Annotated in this window: 17 protein-coding genes, 1 tRNA gene and 1 pseudogene; 9 read left to right on the top strand and 10 right to left on the bottom strand. The window is 44.1% G+C overall.

The window, feature by feature from the left end:
* Positions 1–59: 59 nt before the first annotated feature.
* Positions 60–2,072, bottom strand: coding sequence for an excinuclease ABC subunit UvrB (gene uvrB / locus AC08OG_RS05965; protein WP_482930317.1), 2,013 nt, complete (start codon positions 2,070–2,072; stop codon positions 60–62).
* A gap of 72 nt (positions 2,073–2,144) precedes the next feature.
* On the opposite strand from uvrB, the gene AC08OG_RS05960 reads away from it, so the two are divergent.
* Entirely contained in the window at positions 2,145–3,332 is a 1,188-nt protein-coding gene (locus AC08OG_RS05960; protein WP_482930316.1) for a pyridoxal phosphate-dependent aminotransferase, read from the top strand.
* 80 nt (positions 3,333–3,412) lie between these two features.
* Here the strand turns inward: AC08OG_RS05960 and AC08OG_RS05955 are convergent, their stop codons facing one another.
* Entirely contained in the window at positions 3,413–4,048 is a 636-nt protein-coding gene (locus AC08OG_RS05955) for a hypothetical protein (RefSeq protein WP_482930315.1), read from the bottom strand.
* Between the two features lie 165 nt (positions 4,049–4,213).
* Between AC08OG_RS05955 and AC08OG_RS05950 the strand changes: the two genes are divergently transcribed.
* From AC08OG_RS05950 to AC08OG_RS05920, 7 genes are all read left to right on the top strand, one after another.
* A tRNA-Asn gene (locus tag AC08OG_RS05950) sits at positions 4,214–4,289 on the top strand.
* Between the two features lie 274 nt (positions 4,290–4,563).
* Positions 4,564–6,336 (top strand): methanol/ethanol family PQQ-dependent dehydrogenase, encoded by a 1,773-nt coding sequence (locus AC08OG_RS05945; RefSeq protein WP_482930314.1) that lies wholly within the window; start codon positions 4,564–4,566, stop codon positions 6,334–6,336.
* A gap of 643 nt (positions 6,337–6,979) precedes the next feature.
* Entirely contained in the window at positions 6,980–8,038 is a 1,059-nt protein-coding gene (gene pstS, locus AC08OG_RS05940) for a phosphate ABC transporter substrate-binding protein PstS (RefSeq protein WP_482930313.1), read from the top strand.
* Positions 8,039–8,168: 130 nt separating this feature from the next.
* Positions 8,169–9,146: a phosphate ABC transporter permease subunit PstC gene (gene pstC, locus AC08OG_RS05935; protein ID WP_482930312.1), complete on the top strand. Its 978-nt coding sequence runs from the start codon at positions 8,169–8,171 to the stop codon at positions 9,144–9,146.
* Positions 9,143–10,042, top strand: a complete 900-nt coding sequence (gene pstA / locus AC08OG_RS05930) for a phosphate ABC transporter permease PstA (RefSeq protein WP_482930311.1) — start codon at positions 9,143–9,145, stop codon at positions 10,040–10,042. The genes pstC and pstA overlap by 4 nt, the downstream gene beginning before the upstream one ends.
* 14 nt (positions 10,043–10,056) lie before the next feature.
* On the top strand, positions 10,057–10,884 hold the full coding sequence (gene pstB, locus AC08OG_RS05925) for a phosphate ABC transporter ATP-binding protein PstB (RefSeq protein ID WP_104934604.1): 828 nt from the start codon (positions 10,057–10,059) through the stop codon (positions 10,882–10,884).
* A 66-nt stretch (positions 10,885–10,950) separates the two neighbouring features.
* Positions 10,951–11,616: a hypothetical protein gene (locus AC08OG_RS05920; RefSeq protein ID WP_482930310.1), complete on the top strand. Its 666-nt coding sequence runs from the start codon at positions 10,951–10,953 to the stop codon at positions 11,614–11,616.
* 364 nt (positions 11,617–11,980) lie between these two features.
* Here the strand turns inward: AC08OG_RS05920 and AC08OG_RS05915 are convergent, their stop codons facing one another.
* The 5 genes and pseudogenes from AC08OG_RS05915 to AC08OG_RS05895 all read right to left on the bottom strand — a co-directional run bounded on the left by AC08OG_RS05915 (position 11,981) and on the right by AC08OG_RS05895 (position 17,648).
* Positions 11,981–12,280, bottom strand: coding sequence for a hypothetical protein (locus AC08OG_RS05915; protein ID WP_482930309.1), 300 nt, complete (start codon positions 12,278–12,280; stop codon positions 11,981–11,983).
* A 261-nt stretch (positions 12,281–12,541) separates the two neighbouring features.
* The gene (gene amt, locus AC08OG_RS05910) at positions 12,542–13,795 is read right to left on the bottom strand and encodes an ammonium transporter (RefSeq protein ID WP_482930308.1); all 1,254 of its coding nucleotides are present in this window, start codon (positions 13,793–13,795) and stop codon (positions 12,542–12,544) included.
* An 11-nt stretch (positions 13,796–13,806) separates the two neighbouring features.
* The gene (locus tag AC08OG_RS05905) at positions 13,807–14,145 is read right to left on the bottom strand and encodes a P-II family nitrogen regulator (protein ID WP_292480748.1); all 339 of its coding nucleotides are present in this window, start codon (positions 14,143–14,145) and stop codon (positions 13,807–13,809) included.
* Positions 14,146–14,615: 470 nt separating this feature from the next.
* Positions 14,616–15,769 (bottom strand): annotated as a pseudogene (locus tag AC08OG_RS05900) (trans-sulfuration enzyme family protein).
* A 511-nt stretch (positions 15,770–16,280) separates the two neighbouring features.
* A complete protein-coding gene (locus tag AC08OG_RS05895) occupies positions 16,281–17,648 on the bottom strand; it encodes an ammonium transporter (protein ID WP_482930307.1) in 1,368 nt (455 codons plus the stop codon).
* A gap of 361 nt (positions 17,649–18,009) precedes the next feature.
* Here AC08OG_RS05895 and AC08OG_RS05890 point away from each other — a divergent pair, with 361 nt between their 5' ends.
* A complete protein-coding gene (locus tag AC08OG_RS05890; protein ID WP_482930306.1) occupies positions 18,010–18,396 on the top strand; it encodes a cupin domain-containing protein in 387 nt (128 codons plus the stop codon).
* A 355-nt stretch (positions 18,397–18,751) separates the two neighbouring features.
* On the opposite strand, the gene narL is transcribed toward AC08OG_RS05890, so the two are convergent.
* Genes narL through AC08OG_RS05875 form a run of 3 tightly spaced genes read right to left on the bottom strand, consistent with a single transcriptional unit; the run spans position 18,752 to position 21,144 of the window.
* Positions 18,752–19,396, bottom strand: coding sequence for a two-component system response regulator NarL (narL, locus tag AC08OG_RS05885; RefSeq protein ID WP_482930305.1), 645 nt, complete (start codon positions 19,394–19,396; stop codon positions 18,752–18,754).
* A gap of 18 nt (positions 19,397–19,414) precedes the next feature.
* On the bottom strand, positions 19,415–20,155 hold the full coding sequence (locus tag AC08OG_RS05880) for a histidine kinase (RefSeq protein ID WP_482930304.1): 741 nt from the start codon (positions 20,153–20,155) through the stop codon (positions 19,415–19,417).
* 32 nt (positions 20,156–20,187) lie between these two features.
* On the bottom strand, positions 20,188–21,144 hold the full coding sequence (locus tag AC08OG_RS05875; RefSeq protein ID WP_482930303.1) for a hypothetical protein: 957 nt from the start codon (positions 21,142–21,144) through the stop codon (positions 20,188–20,190).
* Positions 21,145–21,157 lie beyond the last annotated feature (13 nt).

Raw genomic sequence — 21,157 nt, 5'->3', positions numbered from 1 at the left:
TTTATACTGTCAAGAAGGCTAAAGGACTAAGTATTCCCAGGCATGTATTTAGTTGTCTATTACAGAGCGACAGGCCCTAGCGCCATCTTTCTCACTTTATCAAGTTCATCTCTTAATTTAGCCGCCTCTTCAAACTCCAGGTTCTGTGCGTGTTTATACATCGCATTTTCAATCTGTTGAATACGTTTGGCCAATTGTTGTGGAGACAGCGAGGCATATTTGGCATGTTCTTCGGCCACTTCGGCAAAGCGCAGCTTTTCCTCTTTTTTACTTTTCGAATCATCCATGCCACCACGAATCGCTTTGATAATGCCCATCGGGGTAATGCCATGCTCCAGGTTATGAGCAATTTGCTTTTCACGTCGCCGTTCGGTTTCATCAATTGCCCGACGCATGGATCCGGTAATCTGGTCTGCATATAAAATCGCTTTACCATTGAGGTTACGCGCTGCACGTCCGATTGTCTGAATCAGAGAACGGTCACTGCGCAGGAACCCTTCTTTATCAGCATCCAGAATTGCTACCAACGAAACTTCAGGTAAATCCAGTCCTTCTCGCAATAGGTTAATTCCCACCAGCACGTCAAATTCACCTAGCCGTAAATCACGCAGAATTTCCATCCTTTCGACCGTATCGATATCCGAATGCAGATATCGCACTTTGACGTTGTGTTCGCGTAGATAATCAGTGAGATCTTCAGACATACGTTTGGTCAAAGTGGTGACCAAAACCCGCTCATTGACGGCAGTTCGTTTATTAATCTCGGAAAGCAAATCATCGACCTGCGTGCCAACCGGACGGATTTCCACTTCTGGATCGATTAACCCGGTTGGACGCACTACCTGCTCGACAATATTGCCAGCATGTTCTGCTTCGTATTTCCCAGGTGTAGCCGAAACAAAAATGGTCTGCGGTGCCAGCTTCTCCCATTCATCAAACATCAAGGGGCGATTATCTAATGCAGAAGGCAAACGGAAACCATAATTTACCAGTGTTTCTTTACGTGAACGGTCACCTTTATACATAGCGCCGATCTGCGGAATCATCACATGGCTTTCATCGATGATCAGAATCGCATCATCTGGCAGGTAATCAAATAAGGTAGGAGGCGCTTCCCCGGCCTGTCGAGTGGATAAATGCCGTGAATAGTTTTCAATGCCGTTGCAGTAACCGAGCTCTAACAACATTTCAATATCAAATCGGGTACGCTGTTCTAATCGCTGTGCTTCCACCAGTTTATTTTGTTCATTTAATACCGCGAGCCTTTCTCGCAGCTCATCTTTAATTGAATCTACTGCGCCGAGTATGGTCTCGCGTGGTGTGGCATAGTGAGTTTTCGGATAGATAGTAATGCGGTTCATTCGTTGCAATATTTCACCGGTCAACGGATCGAAATAGCTGATTTGTTCAACTTCATCATCAAACAGTTCAACCCGCACCGCATCACGCTCCGATTCTGCCGGGAAAATATCAATAACTTCGCCACGAACCCGGTAGGTGCCGCGAGACAGTTCAATATCATTTCGCGAATACTGCAACTCGGCGAGGCGGCGTAAAATTTCGCGTTGATTGATAATATCGCCCTGAACCAGATGCATGACCATTGCCAGATAGGCATCTTTATCGCCCAAACCATAAATACAGGAGACACTGGAAACGATAATCGCATCGCGCCGTTCCAGCATGGCTTTGGTTGCCGATAAACGCATTTGCTCAATCTGTTCGTTCACCGAGGCATCTTTATCTATAAAGGTATCGGATGACGGCACATAGGCTTCCGGCTGATAATAATCGTAGTAAGAAACGAAATATTCCACCGCATTATTGGGAAAGAACTCTTTCATCTCACTATAAAGTTGTGCAGCCAGCGTTTTATTGGGTGCCAGAACCATTACCGGACGTTGCACAGCTTGCGCAACATTCGCAATCGTAAAGGTTTTTCCCGAGCCGGTGACCCCCAACAGGGTCTGCCACATTTCACCGTTGTTTAATCCCTCAACCAGCGATGCTATCGCAGTTGGTTGATCCCCTGCCGGTTCAAACTCGCAGACTAATTCAAATTGTTTTTTCATACTCTTTAGCAATGTCCGTGTTTATCGTATATTACGGTTTTCTAATCACTATCGTTTCTCGAAGGACAGATTTTGACTATCAAACTCTCACAGCGCGTTCAAAGCATCAAACCCTCACCTACTTTAGCCATTACCGCACGCGCCGCGGCCTTGAGAGCCGAAGGTAAAGATATTATCGGTCTTGGTGCCGGCGAACCGGATTTCGATACGCCGGATCATATTAAACAAGCAGCAATTGAAGCGCTTGATAAGGGCCAGACCAAATATACCGCGGTTGATGGTACAGCTGAATTGAAAAGCGCCATCATCAAAAAGTTTTCCCGTGATAACGGTTTAACGTATGAAGCCAATCAAATTCTGGTTTCATGTGGCGGTAAACAAAGCTTCTTTAATCTGGCACAGGCTTTATTAGAGTCTGGCGATGAAGTCATTATCCCGGCCCCTTACTGGGTATCTTATCCTGATATGGTTTTACTCGCTGATGCCAAACCTGTCATCATCATTGGTGACCGCGATCAGCGTTATAAAATTACTCCGCAACAACTTGAAGATGCAATCACCGACAAAACCCGGTTATTTGTCATCAACAGCCCGTCCAATCCGACTGGTATGACATACACCAAAGCTGAACTTGAAGCTTTGGGTGAAGTGTTGCGTAAGTATCCTGACATTCTCATCGCTACTGATGACATGTACGAACTTATATATTGGGCCGATGAACCGTTTTACAACATCGTGATGGCTTGCCCTGATTTATATGACCGCACAATCGTTATGAATGGTGTATCCAAAGCCTATTCAATGACTGGCTGGCGTATTGGTTATGCCGGTGGTCCTGCTCAATTGATTGGTGCGATGAAAAAAATCCAATCGCAAAGCACATCAAACCCCACCTCTATTTCACAGGCGGCCTCGGTGGAGGCCTTGAATGGTGATCAGGGTTGCGTCCAAACCATGCTGGTTGAATTCAAAAAACGCCATGATTTTGTGGTCGAAAAACTGAATCAGATACAAGGCATTACCGCTTTGGAAACAGATGGTACTTTTTATGTGTTCCCTGATATTAGCGGTGTATTGGCTAACAAACCAGATTTAACAGATGACTTGGACTTTGCAGAGGCCTTGTTGGTTGAAAAAGGTGTTGCTGTGGTTCCTGGAACAGCATTTGGTCTGAAAAATCATATTCGTTTATCAATAGCCACCAGCGAAAGTAATTTACAAAATGCTTTACAGCGCATTGCTGAATTTATTGAGCAATAAGCTACTCCTAATTGCATTTGAGCCGAAGGTCTGCTGATCTTTCATCAACGTCGCTGTTGTGACTGAAAGATCAAAAGACCCTATTGATTAGGCTCTTTTCGCTTTTGCTGATCAACAGTATCTTTCCTGTAATCAACTGGGTTGAGCTCTGTTTCAATCCAGTTAATCACCTGTTTCTGTTGTTTACGGTTCACCATCTGCTCAGTAGATATCTGTTTTGGAAAAATGCATGAACCTCCATCATGCTTTAGCTTAAACCCTCGTCGGGCTCCCACTGGATGTTTACTGGGCGCATGAATAGCTGCTGCTCTTAATTCAAGCGTTTCAACCTGTTCAAACACAATTGTCTCTCCTTCAGCATTTTCAATAATATCCCTGAAGGTTCCAAGTACCAGATAACCTCCATTTAATAATGGTCCCTGACGCAGAGTCTGCTGCACATTTTGCTCCATCACATTCACACGTTTGTACTGGGTTACACCAAGTTCATATATTTCTCCAGATTGCATCGTTACAACGGCCTGGACACATTGAATATGAATTGCTCTCTCGCCCATATTGACCAATAGGCATAATGCATCAGGATTTTCATTCTGGGCGTGATGAAAAATCAGATAAGGTCGATTACTGCGACGATACTGAACAAAGAGTAGTTGTAAATAAATCACCCAAATAAGTGCCATAACGGCAGAGCTGATGGGAGCAATATATTCCACTGATTCCTCCTTTGGTCTGAAAAGTGTTTTAAGCTAATCAACACGATACAGTTGAAAAAATATTACAATCAATAACATATCTAAAGTCTTGCCCAGACACTTAAAAAAATTAGTACTAATCCTTGACCCTCCAGGCTCAAATCACTATCATAGCCATCTTTCTGTTCCCCGATAGCTCAGTTGGTAGAGCAAATGACTGTTAATCATTGGGTCGCTGGTTCGAGTCCAGCTCGGGGAGCCAATGATTATTAAAAAACCTCAGCAAGTTCTTCTTCTGAGGTTTTTTTATATCTGAAATTTGTAAATCAAACTTAATATATAAGTTGTTTACTCAATCTCCCTCTCTACTCTTTGCCTCACTCACTTGACTGTGGTTCCAGAATGTTAAAAAAGATTCGGACACACGGGCAATTATTCCTATTACCGCGTTGCTAACATCCTCACTCCGTTCAAAAGCTAATTCCACATGACGGTTTATTAAGGGCTTTTGAGGTGGTTAACATAGAGGAAACAATATGAATAAAACTAAATTATCTATCGCAATGATGTCATTGGCGCTTCCGGGTCTCACTGTTGCTGATGAGTTACTCGGCATGCAGGAGAATCCAGATACCTGGGTGATGTCAGCAGGAAACTATGCCAATACACGTTACAGTCAATTAGCTCAAATCAATCTGAATAACGTGCAGGATCTGGAAATGGCCTGGTCTTTTTCTACCGGCGTATTACGGGGTCATGAGGGTAACTCGCTGATCATTGATGATGTGATGTATGTTCATACACCTTATCCAAACATCGTCTACGCGCTGGATTTGAATAATGACGGTGCAATCAAATGGAAATACGAACCCAAACAAAACTACGATGAAACGGTTCCAGTAATGTGCTGTGACGTGGTCAATCGTGGTTTATCTTATGGCGACGGTAAAATTTTCCTCAACCAGGCGGATACCACGTTGGTGGCGTTAGATATTAATACCGGTGAAGTGCTCTGGTCAGATAAACGTGATACCCCCACTACCGGCGCAACCAATACCGGTAATGCCAATGTCTTTAAAGACAAAATCATTGTGGGTATATCTGGCGGTGAATTTGGTGTTCGTGGCTATGTTCAAGCCTATGATATGAATGGCAAAACACTCTATAAAGCATACAGCACCGGCCCTGATGACGAAATGATGATCGATCCAGAAAATACCACCGCTATGTTGCAACCAATCGGTAAAGATTCCTCATTGAATTCTTGGCAAGGCGAGCAATGGAAAATTGGTGGCGGCACCACCTGGGGCTGGTTCTCCTATGATCCTGAACTGAATCTTTATTACTACGGAACCGGTAATCCATCTACCTGGAATCCGTTGCAACGCCCCGGTGACAACAAATGGACCATGTCCCTGTTTGCTCGTGATCTGGATAGCGGTGTGGCCAAATGGATCTATCAGATGACACCGCATGATGAATGGGACTATGACGGTGTTAATGAAAATATTCTGGTAGACCAGAAAGTAAAAGGCAAAATGCGTAAGATGCTGGTGCATTTTGACCGTAACGGCTTTGGTTACTCCATGGATCGTGCAACCGGTGAATTATTGGTGGCTGAAAAGTTCGACCCAAGTGTTAACTGGGCCAACAGCATCAATATGAAAACGGGACTTCCGGATCGCGTTGCTACCTATTCACCTGAAGCCAATGGTGAAGATACTCAGACAACCGGTATCTGTCCTGCAGCCCATGGTGCTAAAGATCAACAACCTGCGGCTTATTCGCCAAGAACGGGGTTGTTCTATGTGCCAACCAACCATATCTGTATGGATCTGGAACCGTTTGAAGTTGAATATTTAGCTGGCCAGCCATACGTCGGTGCTGAAGTGAATATGTTTGCAGCCACCAAAGACAATATGGGTAACTTTATTGCCTGGGATGCTCGTGAAGGTAAAATCGTCTGGACAAATCCTGAACGGTTCTCAGTTTGGTCAGGTGCAATGGTTACTGCTGGTGACGTGGTGTTTTATGGCACGCTGGAGGGCTATCTGAAAGCTTTGGATGCCAAAACCGGACGTGAACTTTGGCGCTTTAAAACCCCATCGGGCATTATCGGCAACGTTAATTCCTACAAACACGATGGTAAACAATACATCTCAATTTTGTCGGGCATTGGTGGCTGGGCCGGTATTGGTATGACCAATAATCTGGAAAATGATACTGATGGCCTTGGCGCCGTAGGTGCCTATAAATCCCTGTCAAGCTGGACCACACTGGGTGGTGTATTAAGTGTATTTAGCTTGTAACGTAATGTAAAAGCAGCTTCATAAGTTGGCCCGGCACTATTAATGAGTGTCGGGCTTTTTTATTTAGCAAACTTGATTTCATTAGCTACTCGTAAAAATGTTTAGCCCTATTTTAGAAATTTACGAAAATGCTGAATTTGAATTGTTCAAAAGTGTATAGGCTTCGATTGATTGATAAATATCAAATTTCCTGCCACGGCCTTAATAATACGACACAACTCTCTTTAATAATCTTTGGTAGTGCGCATTAGATTTAAAGGACTGCTGTGGAAATCCCATTGTGAAGATCTGAGATCTTTTTGCCGTTGAGGATTATTGTGACATCTCTTTCTTTAGCAGTGATTTCAATGGTGTTCCTTTTGTCGCCGGCCTAAGTCATTGGATCCTCATCAGTGAAAAAGACAATTCAACTGGAACCATCAGTCTGTTCCAAACGTTGGTCGAAAATGTTCACTTCATAGCAGGATCCAAACGTCATTGCTGACGGATTCTGCCAACAAAAAATGTGACTTATCTAAATAGCTCCCTGACGCACATAGAAATACAACTTATTAGCCTTTGTCATAAATGTTTAACAAACCGCCAATAGACTGAGCGAACTGTAAATCGAGTGTTTTACTTTTTTCAATTGTCAGGAGTTTTTATGAAACTATTTGCGAAGAGCGCAAAGTCAGTTTTTGTCATTGGCGCACTTATTGGTGCCATGAGTTCAACAGCTGCATATGCTGATCTTAAATTGAATGGTTCTGGTGCAAGTTTCCCAGCACCACTTTATAACAAGTGGTTTAAAGACTACAGCAAGCAAACCGATGGCGTTCGTGTTGATTACCAATCAAAAGGTAGTGGCGCAGGTATTCAGGATTTCATTAACGAAACAGTAGATTTTGCAGGCAGTGATGCTGCGATGAAAGACAGTGAAATAGCCCAGGTCAAAAAAGGCACTATCCTGTTACCAGTAACGGCGGGTGAAGTTGTCATTTCATACAATCTTGATGGTGTTAACGAACTGAAACTGCCACGTGATGTTTATCCGGAAATCTTCCTGGGCAACATTACTAAGTGGAATGACCCGAAAATTCAGGCTGCTAATCCTGATGTAAAACTTCCTGACCAAAACATTACTGTTGTTGTTCGCTCTGATTCAAGTGGTACCAGCTATGTATTCACTAATCATCTGGCAGCAATCAGCGATAATTTCAAAGAACAGGTTGGTGGTGCAAAAGCACCAAACTGGCCAAGTGCTGGCACAATCGTCAAAGCACCTAAAAATGATGGTGTAACAGCAACTATCAAACAAACACCTGGCGCAATTGGTTATGTTGAATATGGTTTTGCCAAACTGACCAAAATGCCTACTGCTCTGCTGGAAAATCAAAAAGGTAACTTTATTGAAGCCGGTGGCGAAACAGGTGCTTCAGCCTTAGCGACGACCGCTTTCCCGGAAGGTAATCTGCCAAACAGTGATGTACCGGATCTTCGTGCATGGGCAACTGATCCATCGGGCGATGATGCTTACCCTATCGCAACATTCACCTGGTTACTGGTTTACAAAAATCAGGGTGAAGAGAAAGCCAAAGCATTAAAAGACCTTATTGAATACATGATCACAACTGGGCAGGAATCATCTGAAGCAATGGGTTATATCCCGTTACCAGAAAATGTTGTTGAAAAAGTTCGCAACGCTGCCAGCATGATTCAGTAATCACTCTTGGTTATCTGATAAAACAATGCTGCAAGTGTTTTAAACACTTGCAGCATTTATCTGTTCAAGCGTCTGAAAATTTGATGTTAGCGATATTTACTATAAATATTCACGATTGATAGGAACACAAATGGTTCACGATCCTTTTAAAGATTCCGCGAGTGGCAAAACGCTGTCCGCTCCTCCTTCTCCCAGTGATTACATGAAAGATTCCGTCTTTAGATCTTTCGCTTATTTATGTGCTTTATCAATCATACTTTTATTGGCTTATATCGTCTTTGAACTCGGTTCTCAGGCCTTACCTGCGATTAAGGACCATGGTTTAGGATTTATCACTGGTACTACCTGGGATACCAACCAGAATGAATTTGGCGTGTTACCTGAAATTTGGGGAACGTTATACAGCTCACTACTTGCCCTGCTGATTGGTGGCGGATTAGGGGTGGCTATTGCCATCTTCCTGACCCAGGGCTTCATGCATGCCAAAATCGAAGTGATGTTCAGAACCATCATAGAGCTGTTAGCGGCTATTCCTTCAGTAGTTTATGGTTTATGGGGTATTTACGTGCTTATCCCGCTAATCAGGCCGGCTGCCAATTGGCTACATGAAACGTTTGGCTGGTTTCCCTTGTTTAGCACAGATTTAAGCGGTCCAGGCTTGGCTCCCGCGGCGTTAGTGCTCGCCATTATGATTCTCCCGACTGTAGCGGCCATTTCGGCCGATGCTTTCCGTCGTATCCCCTACAAAGTTAAAGAAGCAGCCTATGGCATGGGGGCAACAAAATGGGAAGTTATTCTTAAAGTCATGCTACCAACAGCCTCCTCCGGGATTCTGGCAGGTTTGGTATTGGGATTTGGTCGTGCCTTGGGCGAAACCATGGCGCTGGCCATGTTAATCGGTAACGTTAATGACATCAGTGTCTCGCTGTTTGCACCTGCTAACACACTGGCATCCCTGCTTGCTTCAACCTTCCCTGAAGCTGGTCAGATTGAAATTCAGGCACTGATGTATGCGTCACTGGTCCTGCTGCTTATCACCTTTGTGGTCAATGTTGCCGGTCTGGCTGTGCAGCAATACACCATGCGTAAATTTGAGGGTAAAAAATGAGTCAGATTAACGAACAGGTTCTGCCACCAAGAATCAATTTGCCTAGCCTTGAAAAAAATGTACTCGAATTGAGAGCCCTGAAAGATTTCTTTTTGACAGGACTGGTTTGGGGGTTAGCAATATTAGCCAGTATTCCACTGATATCGGTTATTTACATGCTCATCATGGAAGGTGGTGCACGGCTTGATTTTGAAGCTATCACAGCATTGCCACCCGCCGGGTTCGAGACCGGCGGTGGTTTTGGTAATGCCATCGTCGGAACACTGACCATGGTAGGTATTGCCTCCGCACTCAGTATTCCCATTGGAACCATGGCTGCATTGTATCTGGCCATTCTTAATCCCAACAGTAAAACCGCGACCGTTTCCAGATTTTTAGCCAAAGTGCTGACAGGGTTTCCATCTATTCTGGCCGGTGTGTTTGTCTATGCTGTCATCGTTATTACCACAGGCACCTACTCGGCCTGGGCCGGTGGTGTGGCGTTGGCTGTATTAATGCTGCCAACGGTCACTCTGGCTGCTGAGGAAGCCATGAAACAGGTTCCGCAAAGAATGAAAGATGCTGCCTTTGGCATGGGATGTACCCGTACCCAGGTCATATTTAAAGTGGTATTGCCAACCGCCTTACCCGGGATTGTAACCGGAGTCATTCTGGCGGTTGCGGGTGCTGCAGGCGAATCTGCTCCATTACTGTTCACAGCTTTATTCAGCAATTACTACATGTCTGAGCTGGCAGAACCCACTGCCTCGCTATCCATTCTGATTTATAACTTCTCTGGTATGCCGTTTGAGAATCAGATTGAACTGGCATGGACCGCCTCGCTGGCACTGGTATTACTCGTACTGTTTTTCAATATCATTGCCCGTATCGTTGGCAGATCAAAATTTAGAGAATAACCAAGGAAATAACTATGAATATGCAAGCCGAAACAGGCGAGTTCATCGCCAAAAAATATGAGCCTAAAGGCCCTGTAGTTTTAGACTGCTACGTCAAAAATATTTACTACGGTGATTTCAGAGCTGTTAGAGATACCACTATCCCGGTTGAAAAAAATAAAGTGACAGGCTTTATTGGCCCATCAGGTTGCGGTAAAAGTACCGTACTGAGAAGTATGAATAGAATGAATGACCTGATTGATTCTTTCCGTTTTGAAGGTCACATTCAATATCATGATCACGACATCTACAGCAAAAAAGTGGATGCTGTGATCGTAAGACGTTATATCGGCATGGTTTTCCAGCTTCCTAATCCTTTCTCAATGAGTATTTATGACAATGTTGCATTTGGTTTGCGACTCAATGGTTATAAGGGCGATGAAGAAGAGATGGTGGTCAAAGCGTTGAAAAGAGCGGCCATCTGGAATGATGTAAAAGATAAACTTAAAAACAGCGGTCTCTCACTATCAGGTGGTCAGCAGCAGCGTCTGTGTATTGCCCGAGCGATTGCAACAGAGCCCGATGTGCTGTTAATGGATGAGCCCTGCTCAGCCCTGGATCCGATTGCCACACGTCAGATTGAAGAACTGATGGTTGAATTAAAACAGCATTACAGCGTGGCGCTGGTCACCCACAATATGCAGCAGGCCATGCGTGTGGCTGATGTCACAGCATTTCTCGGGGTGGATATTTCTAATGGTGGCCGCACCGGTTATCTGGTGGAAATGGACGACACAAAGAAAATCTTTGAAGATCCACAGCAATTGCTCACCAAACAATATGTCAGGGGCGAGTTTAGTTAATACTGCCTTTTTTCATATTTTACGGACAACTACGGAAAGACATGATGAACTATCGGGTTTGATTTGATGGACAATATTGCAAGACTAGATATTGCTGCCATCAGATCCTGCCTGATAGATACGCAACATAATTTTAAAAAGATTAACGCCTCGCTCAAGGTAAAAAGAACACCACCAAGCGATACGGTGATCGAAAACCTTATAGCAGGTTATGCAAAAATTGACGAGTACCTGGTCAATGGCATCGATTTATTTGCCTATGGTAATTCGGGTTTATTGCTCGAACTGAACTATATTGTTTTGTATCAGCATTCAACCACTTCCTCTATAGAAAAACACTCCCAGTTTGAAGCCACCCAGGCGCATTTTTATGATGTGAGAGATGGTGGGATAGGTCAGTTAATGGATTGGCTGGCACTCAATCAGAATACGAATATCTGGAAACGTTGTGCTGGTATCTTTACCAATATCCTCAGTCAGCCGCAGCTCTTTTTAGAAGGAAATCACCGCACAGGCTCATTGATTATGAGCTATGTGTTGATGCGGGAAGGTTATTCACCTTTTGTCTTGTCTTATGAAAATGCCAAGCATTTTTTTGAGCCTGCAGAGCTCACCAAAAAGCGACGGAAAAAATCATTGGTGGATGATTTCATATACTTACCCAAGCAAACACGAAAATTTGCCAAGTTACTCCGAAGCGAACAGGAAAAGCGCCGGTTTTTAATTACCTAGGGCTTGTCTGTCTCTCATAACCACCGCTGCCGGCGACTATTTTTGTGTGCGGCAAGCGGAAAGCACGCCGTGTAGCCGTCCTTCATAAGTGATTGACAAATGAGTCTGGAACGCCTCTGAACAGGCGGCTGCTGAAATAGTCCCAGCCCTTCGGGTGGTGACTGAAAAGCGCCACTTATGTCCACGGATTGACAGGCCACTGTCATCGTGGCATTCGGGCGTCCTTGCCCATCATATCCCGCCGCGCCAGGGAGACGCCTGCCGGTCTTGCGTGGCATACATGGATCTATCTCACAAAAGGCGCTCCTCGTGCCTTGATTCACGCTTTTTCACAACAGAGGCGGAGAAGAGAGACAGACAAGCTCTAGTGATAATTTCCGGTCGATTTTTTATCTTTTAATTCACCACGATTGGATCGCAGGAATTTTTGAAACTGTTCGGGATCGTTTTTGAGAATATCGACATATTCATTCACTAATTCATGCCAGTCGGATCCACCGTAAATAGAAAACTTCTCCAGTGAGACCATTAATAATTTAGCAGCGACTCTAAGTTCTTTTTTATCCGCTTCACCATACCAGTCCGTTAATTCACCGTAGAGTGCTTCGATTTTTTCTAACGGCGTAAACTCAACCACCATATCTTGATTTTCTTTTTTGCTCATAGTGATTCTCTAATACTGTAAATGGTGTTTTGTGTGATATTCAGAGAGTTAATTCATCGGCTTAAGCCATGCCAAAACGTTAAATCAATAATCGATTTTTGCTCGTAGTCTTAAGCTGCAAAAATATTGCTTGATTCCATAGTAGATAATGGCATCCGTTCTGTCAGTATATAATCCGCTAAAAGCCGGTTTGAATAAATCCCCAAACGTAAAACGCCGACATAAAGCCGGCGTTTTAGTTGAATAATGTAACTGCTCGGTTTATTTATCAGAAGTAAATTCCGGATAAGCAGACATACCACATTCACTGATATCCATACCTTCCATTTCTTCCTCTTCATCGACACGTAGTCTGGCGAATTTATTAATAATCGACAGTACGATAAATGAGGCGATAAACATCCAGGCAAAGGTAACCACAGTCCCGATGAGCTGACCGGCAAAGGTCGCATCCGGGTTACTGAACATTACCGCGAAGATACCCCAGATACCGGCAGTACCATGGACCGAGATTGCACCGACCGGATCATCCAGCTGCATTTTATCCAGAAAAATGACAGAGAACACCAGCACGATACCACCAACTGCACCAATGATAAGTGCCAGGCCAGGGCTTGGCAGTAAGGGTTCGGCGGTAATGGCTACTAAACCAGCCAACGCCCCACTAATAGTCATGGTTAAGTCCGTTTTACCGAACAGGAACCTGGCCAGCAATGAAGCAGCGACCATACCAGCTGCTGCAGCCATATTGGTATTTACAAAGATCTTCGCCACAGCGTTCGCTTCTTCAATATTGGCAATTTTTAACTCAGAACCGCCATTAAAACCGAACCAGCCAAACCACAGGATGAACATACCTAATGTTGCCATCGGTAAGTTTGCACCAGGGATCGCGTGAACCTCGCCGTTTTTACCGTATTTTCCCTTACGTGGACCGATAATAATAACGGCTGCTAACGCAGCGGCAGCACCCGCCAGATGTACGACGACTGAACCGGCAAAATCCTGGAAGCCCAGTTGATCAAGGAAACCACCACCCCATTTCCAGTACCCTTCTACCGGATAGATAAAGCCGACCATAAATACCGCAAATACCAGGAACGGCCAGAGACGCATACGTTCAGCGACAGCACCAGAAACAATCGACATGGTTGCTGCTGCAAACACTGCCTGGAAGATAAAGTCTGCCATGGCAGAGTAATACGGAGCACCATCACCACCCGCTAATACGGATTCAGTACTGTTATCTTCCCCCAGGAAGAAATCAATACCCGGAATCCACGAATTCACCGGATCGGCCGGATACATGATGTTATAACCAACCACGAAGTAGACCAGACAGGCAATACTGTATAAGAGGACGTTTTTATTAAGGATTTCGACAGTATTCTTACTGCGTACCAAACCCGATTCCAGCATGGCAAAACCCGCTGCCATCAACATAACAATCGCTGTACACATCAGGAAATAGAATGTGTCGAGCGCATAACTCACTTCAATTGCAAGCGTATCCATTCTGCTCTCCTTTAAATTGCTGCTTCACCGGTTTCACCCGTTCTGATGCGAACGGCCGACTCCAGTGTTGAAACGAAAATTTTGCCATCACCGATTTTTCCGGATTTGGCGCTGGTAGAAATGGCTTCAATGGCTTTTGCCACATCATCATCACCCACCACTAATTCAAGTTTTATTTTTGGCTGAAAATTAATCGTATATTCTGCCCCCCGATACATCTCGTTATGACCTTTTTGCCGACCATATCCTTTAACCTCTGTCACGGTCAGGCCAGATATACCAATATCCTGGATCCCGGCCCGCACCAGTTCGAGAGCATGTGGGCGAATAATCGCCGTTATCATCTTCATTTCTCGCTCCTGTTGATTAAAATTAAATTTAATTTACCCCGGCGAAACAATGAAAAATCCATGCCACGTATTTTTTCTATGATAGTCAGTAGGTTAAGTTTTGATATTAGCTAGGAGGAGATCATAGGCACCAATTTGGTGCAACAGAAAAGTTAAAAATGCACTGCCGATGTGCAATTTTAAGTAAAGGAGTTTTTATTCTGGATTTAAAGCAGGGTTTGTTGTTAGGGCATGTTTATCATTCATCTCCGCCTCTGTTGTGAGCTGAAAAAGCGTCAATCAAAGCACGAGGAGCGCCTTTTGTGAGATACATCCCTGTATTTCACCGCTACGCGGCCAGCTAAGCTGTTCAAATGCGTTCCAGACGTATTTGTCAATCACTTATACAGTAAGGCTACACGGCGTGCTTTCCGCCTTGCCGGACACAAAAATAGTCGCCAGCAGTGGTGGAGATCAAAGATAAACACGCCCTAGCAGCGACTGAACGCCTGTTCCAGATCGTTAATTAAATCTTTGATATCTTCCAATCCGACCGACAACCTAATCAGACTACCGTCCACATCAGCTTGTTTAAGTATTTCTTCTGACAAACCATAATGCGACGTATAAATCGGCTGGGTAGCAAGACTCTCCACACCACCCAGGCTGGGTGCTATGGCAAACACGTTCAGCAGATCAACAAACCGCTCGGCCATTGCAGCATCACCCGCAATGTAAAAGCTGACCATGCCGCCAAAACCGGACATTTGCTGGGAAATAAAATCCTGTTGAGAATGCAATGTTAAGCCGGGATAACAGGTTTTACGGACCTTGGGATGTTTGTCCAGATAGTCAGCAATCAGCTGGGCATTAAAATTATGCCGTTCTACTCTGACTGCCAATGTGAGGAGACTGCGGGATAGTTTATGGGCAACTTCCGTCGAAATCGTCTGACCGAGATTTTTACGCCAATCATTGATAGCTTCAAGTTGCACAATACGCCCGGACAATACACCGGCGGTCAAGTCACTGTGCCCCCCAGATACTTTGTTGCACTTTGCACAGTAAAATCTGCTCCAAGCGCAATCGGACACTGATTGACAGGCGTTGCAAACGTATTATCTACCACTAACAATGCATCGTACGCATGAACCAGTTGTGCCAACCGAGTGATATCTTGCAGCTGTAATGTGGGATTACTCGGCGTTTCAATAAACACCAAGGCAGGTTTATCAGCTTCCAGTGAAGCTTCTACTGCTTTCAGATCTGTTTTCTGCAATGAGAAAGTTTTGATACCCAGTGCAGGCAGTTGTTTGCTTAAAAGTTGCTGGGTGCCACCATATACATCCCCAACACAAAGAATACCCTGAGCAGCAAAATGCATAAACAAGGCAGAAATTGCTGCCATACCGGAAGAAAATGCCAGGCTGGCTTCAGCATTATCGAGTTGAGCCAGTTTAGCTTCCAGAGCGGTGATAGTTGGATTCATCCCATAACGACTATAAAAAGCACCAGGTGCCTTACCCTCCATAACATCCCGCATGGCCTGCGTGTTCTCGAAAGCAAACAGGCTGGAATCATATAGCGGGGGCTGAGGTGAACCTTGATCATTATGATAGGAATCACTGTGTATGCACTGAGTCATTGTCAGCTTTGATTTCATGTTTCTGTCTCCTTGATAAACACCACTTTTTTGCCAAAAATCTGATAGTTTTAGCATCTAGGGTCTGTTGATCTTTCATCGTCCCAGCCCTTCGGGTTGAGGCTGAAAATGCACCACCCTGCGTGGCTTACATGGATGTAGGTCAGGGGCGTGAGCAGGATGCGGAAGCTTTACTCGTCGTTTATTTAGAACAACTACAAAAACGCCGGGAACGTTTTTGAGCGCAAGCCCCAAAGGGGTGATAGATGGATGTATCTCATAAACGGCACTCCTCGCGTCTTGATTGGTACATTTTCAGTCAGAACAGAGGCGGCTATGAATGCTCAACAAGCCCTAGTATTAATGAATTATATGTACTGAACAAAAAAATCCGGCCGAAGCCGGATTTTTTTGAGGTTTTGAGAACGGTTCAGTTTGCCCGGCGCCCCGATGAAAATTTCTGAGACTTTGATTAAGACAAACTACCCCTGATTCACTTTTAACTCTCCAGATTTTAAGATTTATTATCAGTGACAGGGTCCACATCAGGCTCAATACCCCAGTAGACTTTATCAAGACCTTCAGCCTGAGCATCATCCGATACATCCATGCCAATGGTGTGTTTAAAAATAAACGACATCACCAGAGCAGTAATAATACCGAAACCAAGACTGACCACGATGCCCACTACTTGCATTAATACACCAATTTCACCATGCTGGAAAGCATAGGCGCCCTCTTCGATACCGAGGTAACCGCCACGTGGCACACCAATGTGTAACAGGCCCGTCATAATGAGACCATAAGAACCTACACCCGCAAACAATGGCAGTAATTTATGTTCATCAATATTACGTTTTTGCATGAATTCATAAATCAAGTACGCCACCACCGGCGCACCCAGCGCCACCAAAAACATTTGCCATGGCACATAAACGTCAAATCCTGAAGCACCGGCCACATAACCTGCCAGAGGTCCCAAAAGCAGATAGCTGAATTTACGGGTTGAATAAGCCAGAACAGCACCCATCAGAGCACCACCTGCCCATGCCGCACCATAATTGTTAAAGGCAATACCCACACTGGTATCCGCCATGGTCACACTCACTGCCAATGCTTCTGGATCGAAGAAAAACAGACATGACAGAATAACCATCGGCAAACCTGCAAAGATAGTCATCACACCGACGGTTAGCAAACCCAGATTTGGTGGGCGGTATTCTGAGACATTCGGATGCGCTGAGAACATACCTGGACGAGGTCTCAGCTTACGTACAAACACCATTGCCATACCGGCTGGGAATAGGTAAACAAACCCCACACCAAAGAAATCATGGAAGCCCAAATTAGTCAGTGGACCAACCGACCCCCAAGTAATCCAACTCAAGATGGATGAAACAATTGTTGCGACAAAAGCGGTGATGTAATAAGCCGATGCTTTCATCCGTTCTGATACTGCAAAGTGCAGCAGAACATTGACGATACCAGCAAAACAAGCGAGGAAGAAAATAAAGATCTGGAAGTTATTCAAACCCGGAAAAACTGCCGGATCCACATTTTGCGCCATTGAATTTGAAAGTCCACCGCCAACCCACCAGTCTTTAATGGAATCAACCAGTGTGTAATCTACCATGATGTAATATTGTGACGCCCAAAAAGCAAAACCAATAAGAAAGTAAGCCGTAAAACCGATAAAAAAACCGACCATCTTTTCTATCGTGGCATTAAAGATATTACGTCTTCGAACTCCCCCGACATCAATCAGCATTAAGCCAATCACAACAAAAATAGCCCCGACTGTACCCGAGGCATAAACCAGATTTTGCACAAGCATCCCCAGACTAACCTGCTCGGCAAACAAATTTGCGACTTCTGTTTCCATAAAAGTATCCCTTATTATATTTTTGGCTGCGGATGGGAATTCAACCGCAGGAAACTGAATCTATGCCCCGGTCAAAGGTGTGTCTATTACTCAGACTAATTACCACTTAGGGGGTAATAGCCCTTGATATGGCTTCGCTTTTAGTGATTTGACATTATTTGGAATGAGGAAATGGCTTTATTTTTTTATAAGAAAAACTAAATTGTTTTCGCAATAAAAACCCAGAAAATCTATTTTGACAATCTGCGCAGCCTTCCATGACTGATTTTAAACAGGAATTTAAGCTGAAAATATGCCAAGTAACTGTTTATAAAAGACTATACAAACTGAGTACTACTTCAGAAGGATTGTTCACAATCCTGTGACGTTATTTAATCGGACCGTCACTAACGAAGGAGACATTTTTATGAAATTTAAAAAACAGGCTGTTAAAGATCCACAACCAACAATGGGTCTTGATGGAATTAATGCCACATTGGGTGACAGTATTGTTTCTGATAGCCAGGACAAAACGCTTTGCGCAGGTTTTTTTCACCTGAACAAAACAGATGAACCACTGGTTTACACCTACGATTACGAAGAAATGAAGTATATCGCAGAGGGTGAATTTTTTATTACGGACGAAACTGGTCAGAAAGTACATGCCACTGTCGGTGACGTGCTGTTTTTTGGCAATGGTGAAACCATTACCTTCGAAACACCGACTCGTGGTGTCGGCTTTTTTGTAGGCCAGCGTAAACCACTGTAATTTGTTAGGGCGTGTTTATCTTTCATATCCACCACTGCTGGCGACTATTTTTGTGTCCGGCAAGGCGGAAAGCACGCAGTGTAGCCTTACTACATAAGTGATTGACAACGCAGGCGGGCGCAAAAATAGTCCCAGCCCTTCGGGTTGTGACTGAAAAAGCGCCACTCTGCGTTGCTCGTCACTTATTTAGAACAACTAAAAGGCGCTCCTCGTGCCTTGATTGATACTTTTTCAGCTCACAACAGAGGAGGAAATGAGAGATAAACACACCCTAGGGTCTGTTGACCTTTGTAAATTCCAGTAATTATTGCCGGCAACCCTTATTCAGGATTGTCGGCATTAATTTATTCAGCAGTTATCTACCATCCTGTTGATGCTTCCAGACCACCGCTTCCAAACGTGAAGTAAGATTAAGTTTGCGCAGGATATTTTTGATATGCACTTTGACTGTGGTATCACGGATATCCAATTTTCGGGCAATGGTTTTATTATTCATCCCCTCAGCCAGACATTCCAGAATTTCGTTTTCACGAACTGTCAGATTTATCTCATCCGCACTCACTTTATGTTGCGGGTCAATGAATGCTTTCTTTAATATTTCGGTCATACTGTCCTGTAAGACGGTGACGCCTACAGCTGCTTTAAGCAAATGATTCCTCAAGTCCTCCGGTTCCATATCCTTAAGTAAATAACCATCAGCACCTATTCGCAATGCCTCAAGCAGATTCTCTTCTGCATCCGAGACTGTCAGAACAACATAATGAGCATCCAAATCTGTCTCTTTGAAACGTCGTAATGTTTCCAGTCCATCCATACCTTTCATATTAAGGTCCAATAAAACCAGATCCGGGTTAACCTTTAGGGCGAGATCTATCCCCTCCTGGCCTGAAGCTGCTTCCCCGACAATTTCAAAGCTCGGATCATCAGAAATGATCTGTCCAACACCCTTACGAAATAAAGGATGATCATCAATCAGTAGTACTCTTATTTTTTCAGTCATATTTCTCTCTCACTATAATTATTGTACTGATTTTGGTGTGAACACCAGCCTAACTCGGGTGCCTCCATGGCGTTTGGCCATCACTTCAAGGTTCCCTCCCAGGCTGTTGGCACGTTCCTTCATGATGATCTGACCATGATGATCATAGGTGTTGGTATTCGCCGTAAAACCTATGCCATCATCTTCTATGGTTAATACCACATTTCCATTTTTACGAAGCTCAAGGAATATCGCGACATTCTTTGCTTTAGAGTGCCGCACGATATTGGATAATGCCTCCCGGAGCACGTGTAACATATGAAATTCTTCATTGACCGTCAGACGGCAATTAACCAGTCGGTAGTCAAGATTGATGTTTATGCTGGAACGCTGTGAAAACTCATCAATAGTGGTTTGAATAGCATACCCCAACCCTCTTAAGTCCATATGCACCCGGAACGTGGTGAGCAATTCGCGTAATTCGCGATAAGCCGAATCAAGACCTTGCCGAAGCTCTCCCATCATCTCCGCACTTTTTATCTTGTCATCGCCAGCTGACTGAAGCCGAGCCAGCTGGATCTTCATAAAGGACAAGGACTGTGCCAGAGAGTCATGTAGTTCACGAGCAATCGCGGCACGTTCCTCCAGCACAGCCAGACGACGACCTTCTTCATCATGACTGTGAAACTTGGTGGCCATTGTCAGTAGTTTTGCAGTAATTTCCAGTACCTGGATTTCGGTATTTTCCAGAAATCTGTCTTTTTCGGTCTCAATCAGCAAGATCCCAAGTGCTGACGCGGGTCCACTGAAAGTTACTCCCACACAACGAATTTCCGTACCTTCCTGGTTTTTTCCATATAACTGGACAGACCGTTATGGTGAAGTTCATCAAACCTTTGATTGTCCAGTTTGGGCGGCGGGTGATGCGAAAAAATGATTTGTTCGCTGGTTATGACAGCCGCATCATCGGTGTAAATAATCGCGACATTGTCAAAATTCATTGCTCGTTCAAGCGAATAAAGTACTTTGAGCAGCGTTTTTTCACTCAGGATCTCATGGCTGGTGATCTCGATGAAATTAAGTATAAACTCATGAGAGCGTAATAAAATAAGCAACTTCTCATTGGTTCGTTCAGCCCATGCAACCTGTGATGCATAGCCTTCAATTTTGGCTGTCATTTCAAAAATACGTTGTTCAAGGCGAGTAAACTCATCAGCATTTGGTTCCTGTTTTTGAGCGGGGAACTTCAGCATCAGAAAAGTCTGCAATCTGTCCATACGTTCAACCAGAAAATTTTTCGCCCCCAGCATAATGGCAATAATGCAGCTGTATAGAAACAAAAGGCTGATTATATTAAGCAGAGCGATCACTGAAATTTTGATTTCACTATCACGATGTAAAGCATCAGCCAGTTTTTTGTAGGAAGCCAGCACATTATCAGCCAGTCTCAGCTGTGTGGCCTGACGAATGTTAAGTTGAGCCACATTGTCAAAGTTTTTTTGGGCCTGCTTGACTTCCTCAAGCGCGACTTTCAACGCATCATTTTCCTGATTAAGCATCCAAACAACGGATTCATGTTCAACATTCAGATAATTTCTTTTCATTTGAACCAATGTTTTCTGTGCATCAGCTGGACGCAGACTGTTCAGATAAAATAAATGTTTATCCCAATAAATCTTATGTTCATTAACTTTCTCAATTGCATGTTTACTGGACAGCATATAATCCAACAAAAATAAATTTCCTGCCTGGATTAAAAGTATCGTCATTGCAATACATAAA

The organism is Methylophaga sp. F7 (assembly GCF_056863975.1).
The sequence above is the reverse complement of the archived record's forward strand: the minus strand, read 5'-3'. Positions and strand labels throughout refer to the sequence as shown.